This is a genomic window from Pseudomonas sp. ok266 (assembly GCF_900110195.1).
GTDB lineage: Bacteria > Pseudomonadota > Gammaproteobacteria > Pseudomonadales > Pseudomonadaceae > Aquipseudomonas > Aquipseudomonas neuropathica.
Window position 1 is genome coordinate 99,003 of record NZ_FOCU01000004.1, and the last position, 15,436, is coordinate 114,438.

At 60.6% G+C, this 15,436-nt stretch carries 15 protein-coding genes; 2 read left to right on the plus strand and 13 right to left on the minus strand.

All coding sequences use genetic code 11. The features are described 5' to 3' along the window. The first annotated feature begins 261 nt into the window (after positions 1-261). The gene (gene ycaC, locus BMY54_RS08330) at positions 262-894 is read left to right on the plus strand and encodes an isochorismate family cysteine hydrolase YcaC (RefSeq protein WP_007916011.1); all 633 of its coding nucleotides are present in this window, start codon (positions 262-264) and stop codon (positions 892-894) included. 73 nt (positions 895-967) lie between these two features. On the opposite strand, the gene BMY54_RS08335 is transcribed toward ycaC, so the two are convergent. The 6 genes from BMY54_RS08335 to BMY54_RS08360 form a co-directional block, all read right to left on the minus strand. After that, positions 968-1,888, minus strand: a complete 921-nt coding sequence (locus tag BMY54_RS08335) for a LysR family transcriptional regulator (protein WP_093430777.1) — start codon at positions 1,886-1,888, stop codon at positions 968-970. A gap of 93 nt (positions 1,889-1,981) precedes the next feature. After that, positions 1,982-2,692, minus strand: coding sequence for an SDR family NAD(P)-dependent oxidoreductase (locus BMY54_RS08340; protein ID WP_093430780.1), 711 nt, complete (start codon positions 2,690-2,692; stop codon positions 1,982-1,984). A 49-nt stretch (positions 2,693-2,741) separates the two neighbouring features. Continuing rightward, positions 2,742-3,398: a DsbA family oxidoreductase gene (locus tag BMY54_RS08345; RefSeq protein WP_093430783.1), complete on the minus strand. Its 657-nt coding sequence runs from the start codon at positions 3,396-3,398 to the stop codon at positions 2,742-2,744. Beyond that, positions 3,395-3,610, minus strand: coding sequence for a tautomerase family protein (locus BMY54_RS08350; RefSeq protein WP_016987787.1), 216 nt, complete (start codon positions 3,608-3,610; stop codon positions 3,395-3,397). Before BMY54_RS08350 ends, BMY54_RS08345 begins: the two co-directional genes overlap by 4 nt. A gap of 168 nt (positions 3,611-3,778) precedes the next feature. Then, positions 3,779-4,474 (minus strand): tRNA (adenine(22)-N(1))-methyltransferase, encoded by a 696-nt coding sequence (locus tag BMY54_RS08355; RefSeq protein WP_305881820.1) that lies wholly within the window; start codon positions 4,472-4,474, stop codon positions 3,779-3,781. Positions 4,475-4,597: 123 nt separating this feature from the next. Next, positions 4,598-5,647, minus strand: coding sequence for an NAD(P)-dependent alcohol dehydrogenase (locus BMY54_RS08360; RefSeq protein WP_093431666.1), 1,050 nt, complete (start codon positions 5,645-5,647; stop codon positions 4,598-4,600). A 188-nt stretch (positions 5,648-5,835) separates the two neighbouring features. Here BMY54_RS08360 and BMY54_RS08365 point away from each other — a divergent pair, with 188 nt between their 5' ends. Then, positions 5,836-6,762, plus strand: a complete 927-nt coding sequence (locus tag BMY54_RS08365; RefSeq protein ID WP_093430789.1) for a Gfo/Idh/MocA family protein — start codon at positions 5,836-5,838, stop codon at positions 6,760-6,762. A 79-nt stretch (positions 6,763-6,841) separates the two neighbouring features. Here the strand turns inward: BMY54_RS08365 and BMY54_RS08370 are convergent, their stop codons facing one another. The 7 genes from BMY54_RS08370 to BMY54_RS08400 all read right to left on the minus strand — a co-directional run bounded on the left by BMY54_RS08370 (position 6,842) and on the right by BMY54_RS08400 (position 15,292). After that, on the minus strand, positions 6,842-7,780 hold the full coding sequence (locus tag BMY54_RS08370) for an AraC family transcriptional regulator (protein ID WP_093430792.1): 939 nt from the start codon (positions 7,778-7,780) through the stop codon (positions 6,842-6,844). A gap of 11 nt (positions 7,781-7,791) precedes the next feature. Further along, a complete protein-coding gene (locus BMY54_RS08375; protein ID WP_093431669.1) occupies positions 7,792-8,625 on the minus strand; it encodes an oxidoreductase in 834 nt (277 codons plus the stop codon). A 172-nt stretch (positions 8,626-8,797) separates the two neighbouring features. Then, on the minus strand, positions 8,798-10,060 hold the full coding sequence (locus BMY54_RS08380) for an NAD(P)/FAD-dependent oxidoreductase (protein ID WP_093430795.1): 1,263 nt from the start codon (positions 10,058-10,060) through the stop codon (positions 8,798-8,800). Beyond that, entirely contained in the window at positions 10,050-11,642 is a 1,593-nt protein-coding gene (locus BMY54_RS08385; protein WP_093430798.1) for an aldehyde dehydrogenase (NADP(+)), read from the minus strand. The genes BMY54_RS08380 and BMY54_RS08385 overlap by 11 nt, the downstream gene beginning before the upstream one ends. A gap of 72 nt (positions 11,643-11,714) precedes the next feature. Further along, the gene (locus BMY54_RS08390) at positions 11,715-12,662 is read right to left on the minus strand and encodes a dihydrodipicolinate synthase family protein (RefSeq protein ID WP_093430801.1); all 948 of its coding nucleotides are present in this window, start codon (positions 12,660-12,662) and stop codon (positions 11,715-11,717) included. A gap of 55 nt (positions 12,663-12,717) precedes the next feature. Next, positions 12,718-13,644 carry a 4-hydroxyproline epimerase gene (locus BMY54_RS08395; RefSeq protein WP_093431672.1) on the minus strand — a complete coding sequence of 309 codons (927 nt, stop codon included), beginning with the start codon at positions 13,642-13,644 and terminating at the stop codon, positions 12,718-12,720. 22 nt (positions 13,645-13,666) lie between these two features. Continuing rightward, a complete protein-coding gene (locus BMY54_RS08400; RefSeq protein ID WP_093430804.1) occupies positions 13,667-15,292 on the minus strand; it encodes an APC family permease in 1,626 nt (541 codons plus the stop codon). Positions 15,293-15,436: the final 144 nt, after the last annotated feature.

The following is a 15,436-nucleotide window of genomic DNA, read 5'->3' on the forward strand; positions in this document are numbered from 1 at the left end:
AGGGCTAGGGTGAGGGCAGCAGCTTCGGCACATGCCCGTTAGTGAGCGAGTGCTCGAAATCAGGATGCACGCGGGGCGCAATTTTTTGCTCAACAGCACGCGCTCGTGGGCGAAGTGGCGCGATTGTGGTCGCTAGAGATTGTCCTTTTTGAGTTGACGGATAAACGCTTTTCAGCCGATTTATCCCGTCCCTGTGCGTCAGTAATCTGTACCCAACTTGAACGCAACAACAACTTCAAAAACTCAAAAGGGAAGCAAATCATGACCACTCCAACCTACAACCGCCTCAACAAAGATGACGCCATTGTGCTGCTGGTCGACCACCAGACCGGTCTGATTTCTCTGGTGCAGGACTTCTCGCCAAACGAGTTCAAGAACAACGTGCTGGCCCTGGCCGATCTGGCGAAGTTCTTCGAACTGCCAACCATCCTCACCACCAGTTTCGAACAAGGCCCGAACGGCCCGCTGGTGCCAGAGCTGAAAGAGATGTTCCCGGACGCGCCGTACATCGCCCGTCCAGGCCAGATCAACGCCTGGGACAACGAAGATTTTGTGAAAGCGATCAAAGCCACCGGTCGCAAGCAGATCATCATTGCCGGTGTGGTAACGGATGTCTGCGTAGCGTTCCCGACCTTGTCGGCGCTGGCAGAAGGGTTTGACGTGTTTGTGGTGACCGACGCTTCCGGCACCTTTAACACCACCGTGCAGCAAGCCGCATGGAGCCGCATGACCCAGGCCGGCGCACAGATGATGAACTGGTTCTCGGTAGCCTGTGAGCTGCACCGCGACTGGCGCAACGATATTGAAGGCTTGGGCAATCTGCTGTCGCAGCGCATCCCCAACTACCGCAACCTGATGAACAGCTACTCGGCGCTGACCGCTCAGCAGAAGTAAGCCTGCGCGATCCGGACAAAAGCCTGCCCTGAAAAGCAGGCTTTTGTCATTTGTTGCGCCGATTTAATCCGCGTTAACCGGCCCACTCATCACGAAACTGCAGCAGAAAATCGACAAACGCCCTGACCCGTTGCGGCACATAGCGGCCGTGCGGGTACAACAATGTATAGGGACGCGAGCGGCCGGCGTACGGCTGGAGAACTTCGACGAGGCTGCCATCGGCCAGCTCTCTTTCGACAATGAATTTGTAGGTCTGAAAGACCCCGGCGCCATGCTTGGCCAAGGTCACGCCACCGAGCACATCATCGGAACAGGAGTAGCCGCCGTCGGAATACACTTCACGGTCGTGGCCGTTTTCCTGGAACAGCCAGGAGATCCGCCGTCCGCTGCTCGGCAGTTCGAACTGAATGCATTCATGTTGCAGCAGATCCTCCAGCGTCTTCGGTGCTCCCGCCTTTTTCAGATAGTCGGGAGACGCGACCACCACCAGTTTTGCATCCTCCAACAGGCGCGCGACCATGGTCGAGTCCGGTTGGGCGCGGACGCGGATCGCCAGATCGTAGCCTTCGCCGACGAAGTCGATATTACGGTTGCCCAAGTGGATGTCGACGGTGACGTCGGGATAGAGCGCACGGAATTTCGGCAGCAGCGGCAGGATGCGGTGATGGCCGTAAGTGGTGGGAAGGCTGATGCGCAACTGACCGGACGGTGAGGTCTGTGCGCCCATGACTTCTTGTTGCGCTTCGACCAGTTGAGTCAGGGCCTGGCTGCACTGCAGGAAAAAGTTTCTACCGGCCTCGGTCAAGCGAATGCTGCGGGTAGTGCGGGCAAACAAGCGTGAACCCAAGCGTTTTTCCAGACGCAGAATCGACCGGCTCACAGCGGCCGGCGTAACGCCTGCAAGCTGGGCGGCGGCGGTGAAACTGCCGGCTTCAGCGGCGAGGCAAAAGAGTTCGATGCTGCCTAACTGCAAGTCTTCAAAGTGGCGCTTCATGAGATAAGCCTGAGGATCAACTGACGGTTCATCTTCAGGCTTATCTCATGAAGCGGCACCGCCGGTACACACCGACGATGCAGCAGGGAGGAGTCAATGGCCAGCGCTTTGACCACCGTCGACATGGAGGATTTCGCCAGTAACGAAGTTCGCGCTGTCCAGGTAGAGGATCGCTTGTACGATGTCATCGATCTCACCCATATGCCCGACCGGGTGCAGGCTGCCGAGGGCGGCGTGAGTTTCTTCGCCGTGCATCGGCGTTTTGATGATGCCGGGCGATACCGCGTTGACCCGAATACCACGCTTGGCGTACTCGATGGCCAGAGACTTGGTCGCCGCGTTGATGCCACCCTTGGTCAGCGAAGCGAGCACCGACGGTACGCCGTCAATCGCGTGGTCGACCAAGCTAGTGGTGACGCTGACAATATGGCCGCTGGCGTTTTTCTCCATTTCGGCAATCGCCAGTTGCGAGATATGGAAGAAGCCGCTCATGTTGGTCGCCACCACTTGTGCGTAGTCTTCCTGGCTGTATTCAGTGAAGGGTTTGGCGACGAAGATCCCGGCGTTGTTGACCAACGTGTCGATACGTCCGAAACGTGCAACGGCTTCGCGGATCACGCGCTCGGCGGTCTGCGGGTCGGCGATGTCACCGGCGACGGCGAGAATGTCCGGGTCAGAGGAAGGCTTGATCGAGCGCGAGGTCGCGACAACCTGATAGCCGCGCTCACGGAATCCCTTGACCAGGCCTGCGCCAATGCCTTGCGAGGCGCCGGTAATCACAACAACTTTCTTGGACGTGCTCATGATGTTTCCTCATGCAATCTGGATGGTTTGAATAAACGGATTTCGAAGGTCAGGCGTGAGCCGCAACCTGTGCTGCCTGACGTAGCGCTTGCTCGTAATAAGCGACGGACTGGGAACCGGGGATGACCTGTTTGTCATCGATGACCATGGCCGGAACCGAATCGATGCCGCGTTGCTGATAAAACCGTTCGAGTTCGCGCACTGGCTGGCTGAACTCAGCGGTGGCCAGAAGCGCTTGCGCACGCTGGCCATCGAGTCCGACTGCTTCTGCCAGTGTCACCAGCGTGGCGTGGTCATTCGGGTTCTTGCCGTCAGTGAAGTAGGCCTTGAGCAAGGCCTGCTTCAACTCACGCTGACGTCCTTGTGAGGCGGCCCAGAACAGCAGTCGATGGGCGTCGAAGGTGTTGTGGAAATGGCTGCGTTTTTCCAGCTCGAAGTGAAAACCGATCTGCTCGCCGCGCTCGACGATCATCGCGTTGCGGTCCGCCACTTGCTCGGCGCTGCGTCCGTATTTGCGCATCATGTGTTCGATGGCGTGTTCACCTTCGGCGGACATGTCCGGATTCAGTTCGAACGGTTTGTAGGTCAAATCCACGTCGACTTCGCCTGCCAGGTTGCGGATCGCTTGCTCCAGAGCGGTGGCGCCCAACGCACACCAGGGGCAAACGACATCCGAGACGAAATCGATTTTCACGGCCCGGCTCATGACTGCGAGTCCGCCAACTGCTGGCGATATTCGGTGGTGGTAATGCCGGCATAACCCCAGTTATCGGTGTCGACTTCTTCGATCACGATGTGGGTGAGTTTCGGATCCTTGTGCAGCACCCGCTGCATCGTTTCGGTGATTTCCTTGATGACCTGGGCTTTCTGCTCCCGGGTCACGCCGTCACGGGTGATACGTACGCTGATGAAAGGCATTTGGGGTATCTCCAGTCGCTGGCCCGTCGGAGTGATGGGCGGCTGTTGGAGAGGACTTTAAGAGGTAGGCGGGAATTGATAAATGGGGCTTGAGGTACATCATTTGTGATGTGGTGTATCAAATGAGGGCGTGAGGACTCAGGTGATCCTGGCGCGAAACGCTGGCGCTTAGGCCAGCAGTTCCTTAATCCAGCGCGCTTGTCGGGTGATGTCCTGCAGCTTTTGCTCAGGCAGATTGTGCTGCACGCGAGCGAGATGGCTCAGGGTCTTTTGCTTGTGGCGGAGTTTGTGCTGCCACTTGGTCAGGAATGCGGGGCTGCGGGTCTGCAGGTGCAAGGGGCCGAAGTACAGTTCCTGGTCGGAATAGCTCACCGGTTCGGCGCGTTCGGCGACGATGATTTCGTAGTCGAAGCGGTTTTCCCGCAGCACTTCTTCACTGAGGATGCGGTAGCCGTTTTCCATCAGCCACTGGCGCAGGGGTTGTTCACCGCCGTTGGGTTGCAGGATCAGACGTTCCTGGCCGCTGAGGTGAGCCTTGCCGCTGTCGAGGATGTCGCGGATGGTTTCGCCGCCCATGCCGCAGACGCTGACGGCGGTGATGCCGTCGTCAGGTTTGATTGCTGCCAAACCATCGGCCCGGCGTACGCTGATGTGCTGTTGCAGATCGTTCTCGCGCACGGTGCGTTCCGCCGCTTGGAACGGCGTCGCCGCAACCTCGCCAGCCACGGCCGCGCTGATCAAACCACGACGCATCAGCGCCACCGGCAGATAGCCGTGATCCGAGCCGATATCGGCCAGTCGCGCACCGGCCGGCACGTGGGCGGCCACGCGTTCAAGGCGCATGGACAATGTCTGTTCGTTCAACGGCAACCCCTTGATGGCAGGCAAAGGGGTGCGACTCTGGCGAGCAACGTCGGGCCTGTCAAATCCCGGCGACGGAATTCAATGGCCCATTGGCCGCACTTAATGGCCAATGGGCGCTGAGGCTTAGCCGGCCAACGTGGCGTTATCGATCACGAAACGATACTTCACATCACCCTTGAGCATGCGCTCGTAGGCGTCGTTGATCTGGTCGGCGCGGATCAGTTCGATGTCGGAAACGATGCCGTGCTCGGCGCAGAAATCCAGCATCTCCTGGGTTTCCGGAATGCCGCCGATCATCGAGCCGGCAATCGTGCGGCGCTTCATGATCAGATTGAACACGTTCGGCGAAGGGTGCGAGGTGGCCGGCGCACCCACCAGCGTCAACGCACCATCTCGCTTGAGCAGCACGAGGAATGCATCGAGATCGTGCGGCGCGGCGACGGTGTTGAGGATCAAGTCGAAACTCTTGGCGTGGGCGGCCATTTCTTCGGCATTGCGCGATACCACTACTTCATCGGCACCCAAGGCTTTGGCCGCTTCGCGTTTGGATTCGGAGGTGGTGAACGCCACAACGTGGGCGCCCAGGGCATGGGCCAGTTTGATGCCCATGTGGCCGAGGCCGCCGATGCCGACCACACCGACTTTTTTGCCCGGGCCAGCGTTCCAGTGGCGCAACGGCGAGTAGGTGGTGATGCCGGCACACAGCAGCGGTGCGACGGCGGCCAGTTGCGCTTCGGGATGACGGATGCGCAGCACGTAGCGTTCATGCACGACGATGTTTTGCGAGTAGCCGCCCAGCGTCCAGCCCGGTGCATCCGGGGTCGGGAAGTTGTAGGTGCCGATCATGCCGTCGCAGTAGTTTTCCAGCCCGCTTTCGCAGTCATCGCAATGTTTGCAGCTGTCGACGATGCAACCGACGCCGACCAGATCACCGACCTTGAAATCCGCGACATGCGCGCCGACGGCCGAAACGCGACCGACAATTTCGTGCCCCGGTACGCACGGGAACTGCGTACCGGCCCATTCCGCCCGTACCTGGTGCAGGTCGGAATGGCAGATACCACAGAACGCGATGTCGATCTGCACATCATGGGCGGCCGGCGCGCGGCGGTTGATCTGCATCGGCTCAAGGGGTTTGTCGCCAGCGTGGGCACCGTAGGCTTGAACAAGCATGGGAACATCCTCAATCGGTTTGTCGTAAGGCATTGTTGCTTGTTCAGCGCTGCGGGCAGTAGTGCATTCCTGTGCAATCCTTGCCTGATCCTGTGCGTCGTTGTGACATTGCGCGGACAGACGCTCGTGGCGTTTGCAGGTAATCTCCCGGTTCACTGACGACAACAAAATCAAAACAGGAGTCATTGATGCAACCAATCCGTCTCGGTCTGGTGGGCTACGGCAAGATCGCCCAGGATCAACACGTCCCGGCGATCAACGCCAATCCCGCTTTCCACTTGGTCTCCGTCGCCACTCAAGGCAAACCCTGCGCGGGCGTGGAGAACTTCCAGTCCTTGAGCGAGTTGCTCGAAAACGGTCCGCCGGTGGATGCGATTGCCTTCTGCACGCCGCCGCAAGGTCGTTTTGCGCTGGTGCAGCAAGCACTGGCCGCCGGCAAACACGTGCTGGTGGAAAAACCGCCGTGTGCCACCTTGGGCGAGGCGCTGGCGCTGGTCGATCAGGCTGCCGGGCAGGGCGTCAGCGCCTTGTTTGCCTGGCACTCACGCTACGCGCCAGGCATCGAAGCCGCCCGCGACTGGCTCGCCTCGCGCACCTTGCAAAGCGTGCAGATCGATTGGAAAGAAGACGTGCGCAAATGGCACCCCGGTCAGGCCTGGATCTGGCAACCCGGCGGCCTCGGCGTATTCGATCCGGGCATCAATGCCTTGTCGATCGTCACTCATTTGCTGGCGCTGCCGTTGTTTGTCGAATCGGCTGAACTGCGCGTACCGAGCAACTGCCAGTCGCCAATTGCCGCGTCGATCAAAATGTCCGACCCGCGCTGCCTCGATGTGCGCGCAGAGTTTGATTTTGACCATGGGCATGATGAGCTGTGGAGCATCGAGGTGCGTTGCGCTGAAGGCGTGTTGCGCCTGGATAACGGCGGCGCGCTGTTGAGCATTGACGGTGTGCGCCAAGCGGTGTCGGAGGAGGGTGAGTACGCAGCGGTGTATCGGCATTTTCAGCAGTTGATTGGCGACAAGGCCAGTGACCTGGATGTGCAGCCGTTGCGCTTGGTGGCGGACAGTTTTTTTGTCGGCAGTCGGGTGTTGGTTGAGGCGTTTTACGACTAGTGCACCTTCAGCGCTCACCGCTACACACAACGAAAAAAGCCTGCCCTGAAAAGCAGGCTTTTCGTCTGTGGCGTGACCGTCAATGCGACGAAACATACTCCGACGGTGTGGTTGGCAATGGCAGTGCATACGTTGCCTTCATCCATTCGATCTCTGCCTGTGGCGTTCTGCCGAAGAAGCGTTTGAACTCACGACTGAATTGCGAAGCACTTTCATAGCCAACGTTGAAGGCGGCTGCCGAGGCACTCATGGCCTGGCGCAACATCAACAGGCGCGCCTGATGCAAACGCGTCGACTTCAAATACTGCATGGGTGAGGTGTCGGTCACGCTGCGAAAGTGCAGGTGGAAGTTCGGCACGCTCATGCTCGCTTCATGGGCCAGTTGCTCGACGTCGAGTCGCTGCTGATAACAACTATGGATCTTGCGGATCGCACGGGTCACTTTGCCGAAATGTCCCTGTCGGTTGAGCGCGGCGCGCATGGAGCCACCTTGCTCACCGGTAAGGATGCGGTAATAGATTTCCCGCAACAGTGCCGGCCCGAGGATTTGCGCTTCGCCGGCAACGCTCATCGCTTCCAGAAAACGCAGGGTGGTTGCCCGCAGTGAAGCGTCCATCGGCGAGGCATACATACCTTTGGGCGGGGCATCGCTTGGGCCATGCACGTCATCCACTTGCAGCATCAAATCGCTGGCCAACTGGAAATCGAGGTGCATGTAGATCGCGAGCATCGGCTCGGTCTCAGTGGCATCGGTCTCCATGGTGAAAGGGATCGGCACCGAGACCACCAGATAGTGCTGGGCGTCATAGACGTAGGTGTCCTCTCCCAGATAGCCGCGTTTGCGGCCCTGGCAGAGAATCACGATGCCGGGGTCATACAGCACCGGGGTGCGCGTCAGGGGGCGATTCGAACGCAGGAAGCGCACGCCTTCGAGGGCGCTGAGGTTGTAGCCCTCGATCGGTGCGAGGGCTTTCATGAGCTGCACCATGCGCGCGGTGCCTGCATCGACCTGCGTCATCACATCCTCTCTCAATGATCGGTGGACCGGCTCAGCGCTTCCCATTGGTCAATCTCGCTGGCAGCATTTTTCAGTTTGTCACGGACCAGACGCAAGGCGTCACTGCCCAATAGCAAATGGGCCGGTGGTGTCGGGCTGGCGATGATCTGCAGCATCGCTTGGGCAGCCTTTTGCGGGTCGCCGAGTTGCTTGCCGCTTTTCTCTTCGCGGGCTTTGCGGATCGGATCGAAACTGGCGTCATAGTCGGCAATGCTGCGCGCGGTGCGTTGCATCGAACGGCCCGCCCAATCCGTGCGGAACGAACCCGGTGCGACGGCAGTGACGAAGATGTTGAACGGCTGCAGCTCCTTGCTCAGGGTATCGGAGATCCCTTCGAGCGCAAATTTGCTACCGCAGTAGTAAGCGATGCCCGGCATGGTAATGGTGCCACCCATGGAGGTGATATTGAGGATGTGCCCCGCACGACGCTGGCGAAAGAAGGGCAGAAACGCTTTGATCACCGCCACCGCGCCGAACACGTTGACGTCGAATTGATGACGCATGTCTTGCAGCGGTGATTCTTCGCAAATGCCTTCGTGGCCATATCCGGCGTTGTTGACCAAAACGTCGACGGGACCGTGAGTGGCTTCGACCTGCATAACGACGCTGTCGATCCGCTCGAAATCAGTGACGTCCAGCACCACCCCGTAAGCGTTGTCCGGGGACAGTGCCTGGAAGTTTTCCAGATCGGTTTCGTTGCGCACAGTGCCGATGACGCGGTGGCCTGTAGCGATAGCTTCTTTGGCCAAAGCATGGCCGAAACCGCTGCTGACGCCGGTGATGAACAGGGTTTTAGCGTGAGTCATGTCGAGCTCCCATTGGGTCAGGTCTGAGTCCATGGTAGCGATCAGCAAACGGGGCACCTATGCCGGTTTATCTTCGAGCATTGCCTATTCCTATCGGGCGCTCTTGATGTTGAAAAAAAACGGCGGCAACGCAGCTACGCTCGCTCACCGTCGAACTTGCAGATCAGTGCCGTCAGAAACGCGCCAACCTATAGGGCTCGCCACTCGGCAATGCCGTTGCCGGGAAGGCGTACAGGCCCGCCATCCGCACCACCATCTCCGCCGTCACCGCCGCCTGCGTCAGCCCCAGATGCTGATGCCCAAAAGCAAGCAACACCTTGCCCCCGCACACCTGATCAATCACCGGTAATGAATCGGGCAATGACGGTCGAAAACCCATCCACGGCGTCGCCGCTTCAGCATTCAGATCCTGGCGAAACAAGCCCTGACTCAACCGGTGCAATTGCCACGCACGCTCCATGCTCGGTGGTTTCTCCAGTCCGGCGAATTCAACCGTGCCAGCCAGGCGCAACCCTTCGGACATTGGCGTCATGATGAATTTGCGCTCCAGCGAGGTCACGGGGAAGGGCAGTCGGTTGTGTTCCTGCGGCAGCATCAGGTGATAGCCGCGCTCGGTGTCCAGTGGGACTTTTTTGCCGGTGAGGGCGGCGGTGAGTTTTGCTGAATGTGCGCCGCAGGCAATCAGCACGCGGCTGGCAGTCAGGCCGCCATTGCCAGTGGTCAGCGTAACCCCGTGCTCCTGCACGTAGCCGCCCTGAACCTGTTGCTGGACAAAACTCACGCCGCTGGCCTTGGCCGCTTCGACCAGTTCGCACACCACGCGGTAGGGATCGATAAAGTGCCCGGTGCGTGGAAAGAACAAACCGCCCTGGATCTGTTCACTGAGTTGCGGCGCGGTTTCGCGGATGGCGCCGGCCTGCCAGTAATCGACCGGTACCTGCTGCTGATGCAGGCGAGCCTGTAATGCCTGGATGGCCTGACGCGATTCGGGGCGTTCGAACACCAGCAGCGAACCATCGATCTTCAGCAAGTCCGGCCTCTGGATGTCGGCGAGCAAGCGCTGCCAGGCGTCCAGGCTGTTTTCATTGAGCGCGCGCAAACCCGCCACGGTGTTCTGAAAAGACACCGGGCGCAGATTCAGCAGCAGGCGGGTGAACCATGGCAGGGCGCGCGGCAGGTATTTCCAGTCCAGTCGCAACGGCCCCATCGGGTCCATCAGCATGGCCGGCAGGCGCTTGAGGATGGACACGTCGGCAATCGGAAATACCTGCTCGGTCGCCAGATGCCCGGCGTTGCCGAACGAGGCGCCGTGGCCGGGTTGCTGCTGATCGATCACGACCACGCGCAACCCTTGGCGAGCCAGACGCAGTGCGCAGGCGACGCCGATGATGCCGGCGCCGACCACGGCGATGTCGTGGGAGCCGTTATTCGCCATGGTGCTGCGCTTCCCTTTGGCCATCGAGCAGACGGCGCAATTGCAGCGGATTGGCCTGTTTCAGTGCGGTAGGCAACAAGCTGTCCGGGAAGTCCTGATAGCACACCGGGCGCAGGAACCGCAGGATCGCCGCGGTACCGACCGAAGTCGTGCGGGCGTCGGAGGTGGCCGGGAAAGGCCCGCCATGCACCATCGCGTCACACACCTCGACGCCGGTTGGCCAGCCGTTGACCAGCAACCGGCCGGCCTTGCGTTCCAGCGTCGGCAGCAGAGCGCGGGCCTGTTGCAGGTCTGGCTCATCCAGGTGCAACGTCGCGGTCAACTGGCCTTCCAGGTGTTCGGCGACCTGGCGTATTTCCGCTTCATTGCTGCATTGCACGATCAGCGCCGCCGCACCGAAGGCTTCGGCTTGCAGGCGCTGATCGGCGAGAAAGTCGGCGGCTTCGGTCACGAATACATGGGCCTGGCATTGATTCGGGCCGTTGCCGGTCTGACCGATGCCAGTGATGCGTGCAGCGGCATTTTCGGCCAGTGCATTCACGGCAGACTCGTAAGCGCTGAAGATGCCGGGTGTCAGCATCGTCTGCGCGGGGCTGCGTTGAATCACCTCGGCGGTGGCGGCGATGAACTTGTCCAACGCCGGTCCTTTCAAGGCAATCACCAAGCCCGGATTGGTGCAAAACTGGCCCGCGCCTAATGTCAGCGAAGCCACAAACCCTTCCGCCAATGCTTGCGTGCGTTTATCCAGCGCCGCCGGAAACAGCAACACCGGATTGATCGAACTCATTTCCGCGTACACCGGAATCGGCTCGGGCCGCGCTTGCGCCGCTTGCATCAGCGCCAGACCACCGCTACGCGAGCCGGTGAAACCCACTGCGTTAATCCGTGGATCCGTGACCAGCGCAATGCCCACTTCGCGGCCGGAACCGTACAGCAACGAGAACACGCCTTCCGGCAAACCACAGTTTTTTACCGCCCGAGCGACGGCGCGGCCGACCAGTTCGCTGGTGCCGGGATGCGCACTGTGCGCCTTGACGATCACTGGGCAACCGGCGGCCAGCGCCGATGCGGTGTCACCGCCGGCCACGGAGAACGCCAGCGGGAAATTGCTCGCGCCAAACACCGCGACCGGCCCCAGCGCGATCTGCCGTTGACGCAGATCGGCGCGCGGCAACGGCTGACGTTGCGGTTGCGCGCTATCGACACGCACATCCAGCCATTCACCGGCGCGGACCGTGCGAGCGAACATTCTCAATTGTTGGCAAGTACGCCCGCGTTCACCTAGCAGACGCGCGTGCGGCAGGCCGGTTTCGGCGTGGGCACGGTCGATCAGTTCATCGCCGAGGCCTTCGATTTCTTCGGCAATGGATTGCAGGAATTCAGCGCGGACATTCAGGGTTGTCTCGCGATAAACATCGAACGCTGCCCAGGCCAGCGCACAGGCCTGTTCGACATGCTCGGCCGCTCCACCGGCGTACGCCGGTTCCAGCGTTTCATTCGTAGCCGGATTGATCCCGCGAATGGCGCTGCGATTGCCGGCAATCATGTGCTGCCCGATCAGCATGTGGCCCGTCAAAGTCATGGTGTCTTCCTGATAAAAAGAGGGAGGCCTGCCGCGAATCACAAGGCTTCGCGGCAGGTGAGGGGGACGTGATCAGGCGAAGTTCTGTTCCGCCGACCAGTTCTCGTACCAGTGACAGAACAGCGAATACTGCTTCTCGGCATACCGCCGCTGCGAGTCGCTCAACGCATCGGTTTCATTGAAATGCAGGGTGTATTCCTTGTCGCCGTTGAGCACCATCAGGTGCTTGTAATACAGCACCAGGTCGCAGCCTTCATCGAACGACGACAGCACCGCCAGCGCCGATTCCAGTTCCCGCGCCTGACGCCGGGCCTTGGCGTCACCTTTGGCCGCTTGCTTGCTCAGCGCGACCAGTTGCAGCACCTCGCGGGGCAGGGCGTTGCCGATACCGGTGATGGCGCCGGTGGCGTTGCAGTTGACGAAACCGTGTACCACTTGCGTGTCGACACCGACCATCAAGGTCACGTCATCGTCCTTGGAGGTGATGTTTTCGGCGGCGTAACGCAGGTCGGCGCCACCGCCGAATTCCTTGAAGCCGATCAGGTTCGGGTACTCGCGGCGCAGTTCAAAGAACAGGTCAGCGCGGGTGGCAAAGCCGTAGTAAGGGCTGTTGTAGATCACCGCCGGCAAATTTGGCGCGGCTTGCAGAATCGCGGCGAAATGGGCCTTTTGCGCGGTGACCGAAGCGCCGCGAGACAGCACGCGGGGAATCACCATCAAACCCTGCGCACCGACTTTCGCCGCATGGGCCGCGTGGGAAACCGCTTCGCGTGAGTTCACCGCGCCAGTGCCGACGATCGTCGGAATGCCTGCCGCGACCAGACGCGCCACGCCTTCCTGACGCTCGGCCTCGGTCAGCAGCGGCCAGTCACCCATCGAGCCGCAATACACCACGGCGCTCATGCCGATATCGATCAGCTCGCGACCCTTGGCCACCAAGGCATCGAAGTCCGGTTTGCGCTGGGCGGTGCACGGGGTCATCAGGGCCGGCATGCAACCGGTGAAGATGTTGTCGCTCATTGTTTTAACTCCTTGGCACATCATTCAAATTGAGGTGAAAAGTCAGCGTGGCGGTTCAGATGCCCCACGCGAACGGGTCTGCTTCGTCGATCAGCAAGGTGCTGTCGGCGGTCATGTAGGCGCGGCCGGTGATGTACGGGCGGATGCGTTCGCCTTGCCATTCGAAGCGACCTTCAAACTGGCTGCCGGTGATGCTCGCCTGCACCCAGGTCGCGCCGGGTTGCAGCTTGTCGTCGGCGGCCAGACAGGCGAGTTTGGCGCTGGTGCCGGTGCCGCACGGGGAGCGGTCGTAGGCTTTGCCGGGGCACATGACGAAGTTGCGGCTGTCGGCCTGATCGTCATCGGCGAACAGTTCGATGTGATCGATCACCGCGCCGTCCTCGCCGTAAATGCCTTGGTCTTCGAGGGCCTTGAGCATCGCCCAGGTGTACGCCGTGAGGTGTTCGACGTTGTCCATGGTCAGCGTCTGGCCGTGCTCGGAAACGAGGAAGAACCAGTTGCCGCCGTAGGCGATGTCGCCCAACACGCGGCCGTAACCCGGTACATCCACCGGCACCTGTTGGCGATGGCGATAAGCGGGGACGTTGCCCAGGGTGACGGTTCCGTCGTCATGCAACGTGGCGCTGACCGGGCCGACCGGGGTGTCGATTTTGTGCTCGCCCGGTTCGATTTGCCCCAGGTACTGCAGCGAGTTGATCAGGCCGATGGTGCCGTGGCCGCACATGCCGAGGTAGCCGGCGTTGTTGAAGAAGATCACCCCGCAAGTGGCGTCCGCCGAGACCGGTTCGCAATACAACGCGCCGACCAGCACATCATTGCCGCGCGGTTCCAGCAGGCAGGCACGGCGCCATTGATCATGTTGAGTGCGCAGCGCATCGCGCTTCTCGACCATGCTGTTGCCGGGCAGCTCGGGGAAGCCGTTCATTACCAGGCGTGTCGGTTCACCGCCGGTGTGGGAATCAATCACGTGTACTCGTTTCATGAACATGTCCCGTTGGATGATTTCAGTAGGCGCCGGCAGGGCGCGCAGAGACGGTCGAGGCGGGGGCAGTGATTTCGCTGTCCTCGTCGTCCTCTTCCAGGCGCAGCAGATGCGCCGGTACACCGGTCGCCGCACCCCAGTAGTAAATGCCGGTGGCACACGCCGCGACGACAAGGGTGTCGAATGGATGGGCGAGGATGCCGAGGCCGCCGAAGGTGCCGAGTTTCGACAGCACGATGGTCACCGCGTAGAAGGCGATCAGCCACGCCGAGGAACGCACTTGGCTGGCCAGATTCAGGTGAGCGGTTGGCACAAATCGACCGCACAGCAGATACACCACGAACATCAGGATCTGCAGGCCGAGCAGCCACGACACGGTGCTCCAGCCCGACCAGTAGACGATCAGCGCGGCGATGATGAACGACACCGGCCCGAGCACGCCCATGCACTTGACCCGGAACGGCCGTGGCATGTCCGGCGCATTGCGGCGCAGCGCGGCCACCGACACCGGCGCCACGGCGTAGCTCAACACCAGCGCAGCGGAGACCACGTTGATCAGCGCCTCCCACGACGGGAACGGCAACGTCCAGAACACCGACAGGGCGAAGGTCAGCCACAGCGCCGGGCGCGGGATGCCGGACTTTTCATCGATGTGGGTGAAGACCTTGAAGAAGGTCCCGGTCTGCGCCCAGCCATAGATCACTCGCGGGGTCGCGTTCATGTAGATGTTGCCGCAGCCGCTCGGCGAGATCACCGCATCGGCGACCACCAGATACGCCAGCCAGCCCACGCCCAGCGCCAGCGCAATGTCGCGGTACGGTAGGGCAAATTCCTTGCTGATTCCGGCCCAGCCGTTGGCGAGCATTTCCGTCGGGATGCTGCCGAGAAAGGCCATTTGCAGCAGCACGTAAATCAGTGTCGACAGCAGCACCGAGAGGATCAACGCAATGGGAATGGTGCGCTGCGGATTCTTCACTTCACTGGCCACCGAGATGATCGGCGTCAGGCCCAGATATGCGAAAATGATGCCACCCGCCGACACGGCCATCTCGACGCCGGACAGGCCAAACGGGGCAAAGCCTTGCACCTCGAAGTTGGCCGGTTTGAAGAAGGTGAACAGCACCCCGATCACCAGCAACGGCACGATGAATTTGAACACGCTGACCAGATTGTTGGCCTTGGCGAAGGTTTTCACGCTGCGGTAGTTGAGCAGGAAGAACACGCACAACAGCCCGAACTGCACCAGCCAGCCGAGAATCGTCGGATCGCCGGTGCCAGCTTTGGACAGGCCGGGAAACCACGCCGCTGCGTATTGGCGCGAAGCGACCACTTCGATGGCGACCAGACTGGAAAACGCAATCAGGGTGATGAAGCCCATCAAGTAGCCGAGCAGCGGCCCGTGGGAGTAAACCGGATAACGCACCACGCCGCCGGCACGCGGCAGTGCAGCGCCGAGTTCGCAATAGACGATGCCCAGCAACAACACGGCGAAGCCGCCCAGCAGCCAGGAAAAAATCCCCGCCGGGCCGGCAATGGCGGACACATGACTGGCCGCGAACAACCAGCCGGAACCGAAGATCGCCCCCAGCCCGATAAATGTGAGGTCGATCAGTGAAAGCTGTTTTTTGAACTTGCCTTGGCCTGACATGGCATCGCCTTCTTGTGAGTTATTGGATAGGCAGTTGTGTCACTGGGACGGCCAGACTTTGAACTCATCGACCTCGCGGCGATTGATGTTTTTTGCTGGCTTCGATGACGAAATCAGCACAATGACGCCGATAAAACATGGCCC

Excerpts from the sequence above, each read along its gene's own strand:
- BMY54_RS08350 (WP_016987787.1), bottom strand. The coding sequence starts at position 3,610 with ATGCCTTTCATCAGCGTACGTATCACCCGTGACGGCGTGACCCGGGAG.
- BMY54_RS08340 (WP_093430780.1), bottom strand. The coding sequence starts at position 2,692 with ATGAGCACGTCCAAGAAAGTTGTTGTGATTACCGGCGCCTCGCAAGGC.
- BMY54_RS08400 (WP_093430804.1), bottom strand. The coding sequence starts at position 15,292 with ATGTCAGGCCAAGGCAAGTTCAAAAAACAGCTTTCACTGATCGACCTC.
- BMY54_RS08390 (WP_093430801.1), bottom strand. The coding sequence starts at position 12,662 with ATGAGCGACAACATCTTCACCGGTTGCATGCCGGCCCTGATGACCCCG.
- BMY54_RS08335 (WP_093430777.1), bottom strand. The coding sequence starts at position 1,888 with ATGAAGCGCCACTTTGAAGACTTGCAGTTAGGCAGCATCGAACTCTTT.
- BMY54_RS08360 (WP_093431666.1), bottom strand. The coding sequence starts at position 5,647 with ATGCTTGTTCAAGCCTACGGTGCCCACGCTGGCGACAAACCCCTTGAG.
- BMY54_RS08370 (WP_093430792.1), bottom strand. The coding sequence starts at position 7,780 with ATGACGCAGGTCGATGCAGGCACCGCGCGCATGGTGCAGCTCATGAAA.
- BMY54_RS08385 (WP_093430798.1), bottom strand. The coding sequence starts at position 11,642 with ATGACTTTGACGGGCCACATGCTGATCGGGCAGCACATGATTGCCGGC.
- ycaC (WP_007916011.1), top strand. The coding sequence starts at position 262 with ATGACCACTCCAACCTACAACCGCCTCAACAAAGATGACGCCATTGTG.
- BMY54_RS08375 (WP_093431669.1), bottom strand. The coding sequence starts at position 8,625 with ATGACTCACGCTAAAACCCTGTTCATCACCGGCGTCAGCAGCGGTTTC.
- BMY54_RS08365 (WP_093430789.1), top strand. The coding sequence starts at position 5,836 with ATGCAACCAATCCGTCTCGGTCTGGTGGGCTACGGCAAGATCGCCCAG.
- BMY54_RS08380 (WP_093430795.1), bottom strand. The coding sequence starts at position 10,060 with ATGGCGAATAACGGCTCCCACGACATCGCCGTGGTCGGCGCCGGCATC.
- BMY54_RS08395 (WP_093431672.1), bottom strand. The coding sequence starts at position 13,644 with ATGAAACGAGTACACGTGATTGATTCCCACACCGGCGGTGAACCGACA.
- BMY54_RS08345 (WP_093430783.1), bottom strand. The coding sequence starts at position 3,398 with ATGAGCCGGGCCGTGAAAATCGATTTCGTCTCGGATGTCGTTTGCCCC.